Consider the following 8,177-nt stretch of genomic DNA (forward strand, 5'->3'; position numbering starts at 1 on the left):
CGCCTTCGGCGCGGGAGACGCGTCTCTTTGGGATGGAAGGGCGGCGCTGCTGAAAGGATGCTACATCCCGACAGGTTTACTGTGGACTCGGAGAAAGTCCCTTCTGCTAGAAGTCTCTATCCCCTTTTCGCTGGTTCGCGCTTTGCGCGAACTCCGCGCTACTGAGGACCTGTTAGGATTCCGTTGTTGAGTTCGACGTCTCTTCCCTGGCGAGCATAGCCCTCAGCTTCTCGAAGCTTTCCTCACTCAGGCAGTGCTCCATGTAGCAGCCCTCTTGCGACGCGACCTCAGCCGAAACACCCGCATCCTCCAGCAGCCCCACGAAAAAGCAGTGACGCTCCCACATTTGGCGAGCGACCTCCAGACCACGCTCCGTCAGATGAACGTCGCGCTTGCCCATTTCGACATAGCCGTTGCTTTCCAGCGTCGCCATGGCCTTGGAAACGCTCGCCTTGGTTACGCCGAGGTACTCCGCGACGTCGATCGAGCGCACGATGCCCTGACGTTCCGACAGAACGTAGATCGATTCGAGATAGTCTTCTCCGGATTCACGTAGGGCCATGGGCCGCCTTTCGCGATGATTGCTAGTTAGCCGTTGGATACTTTCCACGGCTTACTTTACCGCAAAAGTTGCCCATGTCTTACTACTTTACCTAAAAGTTAGCCGTGTTTCACAAAACGTGCGGGATGAAACAAAATGGGAACGCCCCGCAAGGAGTGTCCCCAGCTGCCGGCAGAAAAGGACCGTCCCCAAGTGCCGAGCCGCAGCTATAGCAGCCCAAAGTGCTTTGCGGCGTTGTAAATTCCGTCGTCGTCCACGGCGGTCGTCACGTAGGTCGCCGCGGCCTTCACGGTGTCCTGCGCGTTGCCCATGGCCACACTCGTGCCCACGGCGGCAAACATCGACAGGTCGTTCTCGCCGTCGCCAAAGGCAATCGCCTCGCTCGCGTCGATACCAAGCCGCTCGAGCGTCGCCGCCACGCCCAGGTCCTTGCCGCCGTTAGCGGGAATAATGTCGCAGAACAGGTCGCACCAGCGCGTGGTGAGCGAATGCGACACGGCGTCGGTCACGATATGTTCGTCGGCCGGGTCCACAAAGGCGCAGAACTGGTAGACCGGTGCGTCAAAGGCGTGCTCAAACGGCTCCTCGTGGTAGACGATTCCCGCGTTGCTGCCAGCCGTCACCACGCGCTCGGACAGGCGGTTCACAAACGAGTTCTCGCCCTGCATGCACAGCGAGTCGTAGCGCCCCTGCGCCACCTGGTCCACAATCACCGCGACGTCGTCCGGATCGATCGGGCAGCTGCGGTAAACTCCCTCGGCATCAAAGCAGTGCTGGCCCGAAAGCGTAATGTACGCATCCCAGCCCAGGTCGAACAGCCAGTCCGGCATCTGGTAGGTCGGACGGCCCGTGGCGATCACGCACGCAATCCCCTGCTCGCGAAAGCTGTCGAGCACCTGCTGCGCCGACGCCGGAATCCGGTGGGTCTTAAAGCTCAGCAGCGTACCGTCGATATCGAAAAACGCGGCTTTGATCATTCTCGCTTACTCCTCGCCCTCGAGCTTTTCGCTCGCCTCGAGCCACGCCATCTCCAGCTCGTCCATGGCGGCGTGAGCCTCGTCGATCTTTGCCTGCTGCTCGCCGAGCGCCGTGTAGTTGGTGGGATCGACCTGGGCCATCGCGGCCTCGGCCTCCTCAACGCGAGCGCGCTGCGTCTCCATCTTGCGCTCGAGCGAGCTCACCTCGCGGCGGAGCTTCTGACGTTCGGCGTTGGAAAGGCCATTGGGCTGCCCGCTCGTCTTGGGCTTTTCGGCCGCAGCTGCCGCGGCACCGGTGTCAAACGTGCCGGTCTTGGCGCTCGGCGCGCCCACGGGCTCGCCCTCGGCGGTAGCGTTGCACAGGCGCAGGTACTGGTCCACGCCACCGGGCATATGCGTCAGGTGGCCGTCGAGCAGCGCCCACTGTTGGTCGGTCACGCGCTCCATCAAAAAGCGGTCGTGCGTCACCAGGATCAACGTGCCGGGCCAGCCGTCGAGCAGGTCCTCGACAATCGCGAGCATGTCGGTATCCAGGTCGTTGCCGGGCTCGTCCAGGATGAGCACGTTGGGTTCGTCCAGGATTGTCAGCAGCAGCGACAGGCGACGGCGCTGGCCGCCCGAAAGATCGCCGATGCGGCTCCAGAGCTGCTGCGTCGTAAAGCCCAGACGCTCGCAGAGCTTCTCGGGCGAAGTCTCCTTGCCGTCGATGACGTAGTACTTCTTATAGTTGCTGAGCACCTCGCGAATCGTGTCGCCCATGAAGGGCTCGAGCTCCTCGAGCTGCTGCGACAGCACGCCAAAGCGCACTGTCTGGCCAATCTTCACGCGGCCGCGCGTGGGCGCAATTTTGCCCTGGATCACATCAAGCAGCGTCGACTTGCCAGCGCCATTCTCGCCCAAAAGACCATAGCGGTCGCCCGCACCAATGAACCAGGTCACGTCGGAGAGTACCTGCTTGGGCGCGCCATCGACATCCGCATAGCCGGCGTCCACGTCGACCACATCGATAACCTGCTTGCCTAGGCGGCTCACGGCGAGGCGCTTGAGCTCCAGCTCGTCACGCACGGGCGGCACGTCGGCGATCAGCTCGCGAGCGGCATCCACGCGAAACTTGGGCTTGGTGGAACGAGCCTGGGCACCGCGGCTCAGCCACGCGAGCTCCTTGCGCGCCATGTTGCGACGGCGCTCCTCGGTAACGGCGGCCATGCGGTCGCGCTCCACGCGCTGCAGGATGTATGCCGAATAGCCGCCCTCGAAGGGATCGACCTGGCCGTCGTGGACCTCCCACATGCTGGTGCAGACCTCGTCCAAGAACCAGCGGTCGTGCGTGACCACGAGCATGGCACCCTGGCCGCGCTGCCAGCGGGCCTTTAAGTGACGCGCGAGCCAGTTGATGGTGCGCATATCCAGGTGGTTGGTGGGCTCGTCGAGCATGAGCACGTCGTAATCGCCGATCAGCAAGCGCGCGAGGTCCACGCGACGGCGCTGACCGCCCGAGAGCTCGCCCACCGTGCCCTCCCAGGGCACATCGCTGATGAGGCCGGCGAGGATCTGGCGCGTGCGGGGGCTCGACGCCCACTCGTACTCGGGGGCGTCGCCCACAACGGCATGATGCACGGTATCAGTATCGACCAGGTCGTCCTTTTGGCCGAGCAGGCCGATCGTGGTGCCGCGGCGATGCGTCACGCGGCCGTCGTCGGGCTCCAGCGTGCCGGCGAGCACGCTCAGCAGCGTCGACTTGCCGTCGCCGTTTTTGCCGACGATACCAATGCGGTCGCCCTCGCCCACGCCGAGCGTCACGCTATCGAAAATATGCTTGGTGGGAAACTCTAGGCTGACGGAATCGCATCCCAAAAGAATCGCCATATGCCCTGCTCCTTCGTAGAAATTCAACGTTGTCCATGATAGCGAAAACCACCACAAAGGGGACAGGCACCTTCGTGGTGGTTTTGGGCAGGCGCCTCGTTATTCGAAAAACCACCACGAAGGTGCCTGTCCCCTTTGTGGTGGTCGATTCGGTCGCAGAGCAAAAAGGCGGGCCATCTCGCAAAAGAGATGACCCGCCTCTCCAATCAGTCCCACGGCAACCATGGCCGCCACGGGCCTCAAGCATGTCCCGGACTAGGAGAACATGCCGGTGAGGTAATCATTCAGCCGCTTATCCTTGGGCCGTTGGAAAATCTCGTCGGTCTCGTCGTACTCAACCATATCGCCCATGTAGAAGAACGCCGTGCGATTGGACACGCGCGACGCCTGCTCCATGTTGTGCGTCACGATGACGATGGCGCGGTCGGCAACGATCGAAGACATCAGGTCCTCGATCGCCAGCGTCGAGATGGGGTCGAGCGCCGAACAGGGCTCATCAAACAGAATCACGTCTGGGTTGAGCGCCAGCGTGCGCGCGATGCACAGACGCTGCTGCTGGCCGCCCGAAAGCGCGCAGGCGCTCTTGTCGAGCTTGTCCTTGACCTCGTCCCACAGCGCCGCACCGCGCAGGCTTTCCTCGACCATGCGATCAAGCTCGTCGCGGTCGGTAATGCCGTGACGCTTTGGCGCAAACGTGATGTTGTCGCGAATGGACTTGCGGAAAGGGTTGGGCTGCTGGAACACCATGCCAATGGAGCGACGCAGCTCGTACGTGTTCTCGGTCCTGGTGTTCACATTGCGTCCGCGGTAGTTAATCTCGCCCTCCACGCGGCAGCCGCGAATCTCGCGGTTCATAAGGTTGAGGCTGCGCAAAAAGGTCGACTTACCGCAGCCCGAAGGCCCGATGAGCGCCGTAATCTCGCCCTTGTGGAAGTCGAGCGACGTGTCGTACAGCGCATGGTGGTCGCCATAGTACACGTTGACGTCCTTGGTAGAGAGCACGACCTCGTCGCTCGCGGCCTTGCCGCTCACGCGCACGCGCTTCTCGCTCTCCCCCACACTCGACAGGAAGTCCCGGGTCTCGGACGATGCTGCTTCGGTTGCGGGCGTTGTGCTCATCTCGCTCATTCGGCCGTCATCCTCCTTGCCAGTTGCTTGCCCACGATACGGGCGACTACGTTAAACAGCAGCACGCAAATCATCAGCAGCGCCGCGGTGCCCCAGACGATCTGCTGGGCCTCGGGGCTGCCCTCGCCATAGATCTTGTAGATATGCACGGCGAGCGACTCGCCAGGGCGGAACACGTTCCAGGCACAGGTGGGGCTCGACAGGTTAAAGCTCAAGAAGTTCAGGCGAACCGGCGAGCTCATACCCGAGGTAAAGAGCAGTGCTGCGGCCTCGCCAAACACACGGCCGGCCGAAAGCACGATGCCGGTCACGATGGCGGGCATGGCCTCGGGAATCAGGATGTGCAGCGTGGCCTCCCAGCGGGTAAGGCCCATGGCCAGGCATGCATCGCGCTGGGCCTGTGGCACGTCCTCGAGCGCCTGCTGGATCACGCGCACCAGGATGGGGATATTGAACATGGTGAGCGCGACAGCGCCGGAGATGATGGAGTACTTCCAGCCCAGCTGCACCGAGAACACCAGAAAGCCGAACATGCCGACGACGATGGAAGGCAGCGAGGACAGCGTCTCGATGGCGGTAGAGGCGATGTCGCGGATAGGGCCGTTCGGCGCGTACTCAACCAGGAAGACCGCTCCGCCTAGGCTGATGGGCACCGAGATGATCAGAGTGATCAGCAGCAGGTAGAACGAGTCGAACAGCTGGTAGAGCACGCCGCCCTGCGTTCCGTTGGCGCGCGACGGCTCTGTGAGAAAGCCCGGCTGGAACAGCGTCGAGATGCCCTCGAACAGGATATAGGCCACCATGGAGATGACGATGAGCATGACGATGGCGACGATCGCCGTCAGCACGCCCGTGGCGATGCGATCCTGTTTTTGGACACGCCCGAGCCTCGCCTCGTCGATGTGGATGCGCGTGCTAGCCACGAGCCTTCGCCCCCTTGCGGCCAATGAGATGGATGATCAGGATGAAGATGAGGCTCATGCCCATCAGCAGCAGACCGAGTGCCCACAGGACGTCGTCCTGGGCCGAGCCCTCGGCGTAGACCGCCATGGACGTGGTGAGCGTGGTGGTGATGGTGGACGCCGGCGACAGCAGCGACGTCGGCATGGCCTCGATGCCGCCGATGACCATGCGCACGGCGAGCGTCTCGCCAAAGGCACGCGTCATGCCAAGGATGACCGCAGTCATGAGCGACGGCATGGCGGACTTGAGCACCACGTGCCAGATGGTCTGCCAGCGGGTGTAGCCCAGCGCGAGCGAGCCCTGACGGTAGCTATCGGGCACAGCGCGCAGGCCATCGACCGAAAGCGTGGTCATCGTCGGCAGGATCATGACGGCCAGCACGATGGCGCCGGGCAAGATGCCCAAGCCCGTGCTTACGTGGAAAACGCTCTTCATAAGGCCGACGACCACGTGAAAGCCGATCAGGCCAAAGACAACCGAGGGAATACCGGTCAAAAGCTCAATAAGCGGCTGAAAGACCTTGGAACCAAACTTAGGCTGGATCTCGACCGCAAAGATGGCAGAGCCGATAGCGATGGGCAGTGCGATGAGCGTGGAGAGTACCATGACCGCAAACGAGGTGACGATCAGGGGCAGGGCGCCGGTGTAAGGCAGACCGTTTTCGGCTGTGTTAGCCAGGTCCCACTTGGTACCAGTGAAGAACTCGACGACCGAAACGCCATCCTTAACAAAAGCCGAGAGGCCCTTTTGGGCGACCATGAAGATAAGCGCGGCAACAACAAGCGTCACGAGCGCTACGCACGCGCCCGTGACGCCCAGGCCCACGTTCTCAAGGTCGCGCTTTGGCAGCTGTTTTGCCATTGCAAACCTTTCCGGGGGCGATTACCTATTTAGCGGAGACCTTACCGCTGGCGTCCTTGACGACCTTCATGGCAGAGACGGGGATAAAGCCCTGCTCCTCGACAAGCTTGCCCTGGACGTCGTCGGAAAGCATAAAGTCCAGGAAGGCCTTGGTGGCCTCGTCTGCGTCCTTGGCGCAGTACATGTGCTCGGTAGCCCAGATCTTGAAGGAGTCGTCGGTGACGTTCTTGCTCTTGGGCTCGACGCCCTCGACCTTGACGGCGTTGAACTTGGAGTCGTCGAAGTGCGAGAAGTCCAGGTAGGAGATGGCGTTGTCGGTACTGGCCATCTGGGTCTGGACGTCGCCGGACTTGTCGAGCTCGGCGTCGCCCTTAAAGTCGACGGCCTCGTCGCCAAAGACGGCGGCCTCGAAGGTGGCGCGGGTACCGGAGCCGGCCTTGCGGTTGAGGACGACGATGGTGGCGTCGTCGCCGCCGACCTCCTTCCAGTTGGTGATCTGGCCAGAGAAGATGCCCTTGAGCTGCTCGAGGGACAGATCGTCGACCGTCACGTTCTTGGAGACGACGGGGCCCATGCCCACGACGGCGACCTCGTGATCGACGAGGTTCTTGACCTGGTCGGCCTCGAGCTTGGTCTCGGCGAAGACGTCGGAGTTACCGATGGTGACGGTGCCGGCGGCGACAGCGGTCAGGCCCTTGCCCGAACCGTTGCCCGAACCGGAGATGGAAACGTCGGGGTTGGCATCCATGAACTTCTCAGCAGCAGCCTCGACGAGAGCCTGGAACGAAGAGGCGCCGTCGTAGGTCACCTCGCCGGAGACAGACTCGGCAGCGGCAGCGGCGCTACCCTTGTCGGCGGCGTCGGATGCGCCGGAGCCGCCGCAACCAACGAGACCGAGACCGACGATGCTGGCAAGACCACCAGCGAGGCCGAGGAACTGACGACGAGAATAAGCCTGATCGAGCATGATCTTCCTTTCATACATGCGATTCGCGGGCACCCTGCCCGCTTTGCTGTTTGGAAAGATACGGCCTCGATCGGGCAGTGCCCGCGCCAACTGCGGTTTTTTACGGGCATTTGATAGACCCTTACCGCAAGCGCGGTTCAGCTTTACAAACAAATAACAAACCCGCCGACAAGCATGGTCCACCTTTTACAAGGTAGTCATTGGGGACGTTCTTAAACAAGGTAGTCATTGGGGACGTTCTTAAACGACTAGTCATCGGGGACGTTCTTGTTTGACTAGTCATTTAAGAACGTCCATTACAGTCGAAATTGTCAGCCCGGGACCGTCTCGGGCTACGATTGAGGCGCGCCCAGAACGGGCCGCCGACCGGGCGCCCGCGCACGGCCGAACGTCCCTGCCCCCGAGAGGGCCCGTTGGGTGCTGCCGGCGCGGGACGCGCCGCCCCCGACGGCTGATAGGAAAGTGCCGGGCAGGTGCCGCGGCTGGTAATGTGAGTGCCGAGGGGGAGGCCATCCGGTCGAACGACTACCGGAAGGATACCACCGTGAAAGCGCCACCCACCAGACCCGCGGCCGTGCTCGGCCTGGACGTCGGCAAGTCATCGCACTGGGCCTGCCTGATCGACCGCGACGGGGAGGTGCTGGCCAGCGCCCCCGTCCGCAACAGGGAGGCCGAGCTCGACGCGCTGTTCGCCTCCGCGCCCGCCGGCACGCTCGCCGTCGTCGACCAGTTCCGCAACATAGGGTCCCTCGCCGTGAGGCGGGCCCGCGCCGCGGGGCTGGAGGTCGCCTACCTGCCCGGGCTCGCCGCCAGCCGCGCCGCGGGCCTGTTCGCCGGCGAGGCCAAGACCGAC

8 protein-coding genes are annotated in these 8,177 nt (G+C 62.7%); 1 reads left to right on the plus strand and 7 read right to left on the minus strand.

Annotated features, from left to right (window positions below):
* Positions 1-172 precede the first annotated feature (172 nt).
* From DW732_RS09455 to DW732_RS09485, 7 genes are all read right to left on the minus strand, one after another.
* Positions 173-562 carry a metal-dependent transcriptional regulator gene (locus tag DW732_RS09455; RefSeq protein WP_117735567.1) on the minus strand — a complete coding sequence of 130 codons (390 nt, stop codon included), beginning with the start codon at positions 560-562 and terminating at the stop codon, positions 173-175.
* 206 nt (positions 563-768) lie between these two features.
* Positions 769-1,539 carry a Cof-type HAD-IIB family hydrolase gene (locus DW732_RS09460; RefSeq protein WP_117735566.1) on the minus strand — a complete coding sequence of 257 codons (771 nt, stop codon included), beginning with the start codon at positions 1,537-1,539 and terminating at the stop codon, positions 769-771.
* A 6-nt stretch (positions 1,540-1,545) separates the two neighbouring features.
* Positions 1,546-3,405 carry an ABC-F family ATP-binding cassette domain-containing protein gene (locus DW732_RS09465; RefSeq protein WP_117735565.1) on the minus strand — a complete coding sequence of 620 codons (1,860 nt, stop codon included), beginning with the start codon at positions 3,403-3,405 and terminating at the stop codon, positions 1,546-1,548.
* A 255-nt stretch (positions 3,406-3,660) separates the two neighbouring features.
* Positions 3,661-4,533, minus strand: coding sequence for a phosphate ABC transporter ATP-binding protein PstB (pstB, locus tag DW732_RS09470; RefSeq protein ID WP_199568982.1), 873 nt, complete (start codon positions 4,531-4,533; stop codon positions 3,661-3,663).
* Positions 4,530-5,456: a phosphate ABC transporter permease PstA gene (pstA, locus tag DW732_RS09475; protein ID WP_199406657.1), complete on the minus strand. Its 927-nt coding sequence runs from the start codon at positions 5,454-5,456 to the stop codon at positions 4,530-4,532. Before pstA ends, pstB begins: the two co-directional genes overlap by 4 nt.
* Entirely contained in the window at positions 5,449-6,357 is a 909-nt protein-coding gene (gene pstC, locus DW732_RS09480; RefSeq protein WP_117735562.1) for a phosphate ABC transporter permease subunit PstC, read from the minus strand. Before pstC ends, pstA begins: the two co-directional genes overlap by 8 nt.
* 25 nt (positions 6,358-6,382) lie before the next feature.
* Positions 6,383-7,324 carry a phosphate ABC transporter substrate-binding protein gene (locus tag DW732_RS09485; protein ID WP_118099402.1) on the minus strand — a complete coding sequence of 314 codons (942 nt, stop codon included), beginning with the start codon at positions 7,322-7,324 and terminating at the stop codon, positions 6,383-6,385.
* Positions 7,325-7,898: 574 nt separating this feature from the next.
* On the opposite strand from DW732_RS09485, the gene DW732_RS09490 reads away from it, so the two are divergent.
* The coding region (locus DW732_RS09490; protein WP_199569790.1) for a transposase at positions 7,899-8,177 on the plus strand (279 nt) is incomplete at its 3' end.

The sequence above is a fragment of the Collinsella sp. AM28-11LB genome (genome assembly GCF_003469895.1).
GTDB lineage: Bacteria > Actinomycetota > Coriobacteriia > Coriobacteriales > Coriobacteriaceae > Collinsella.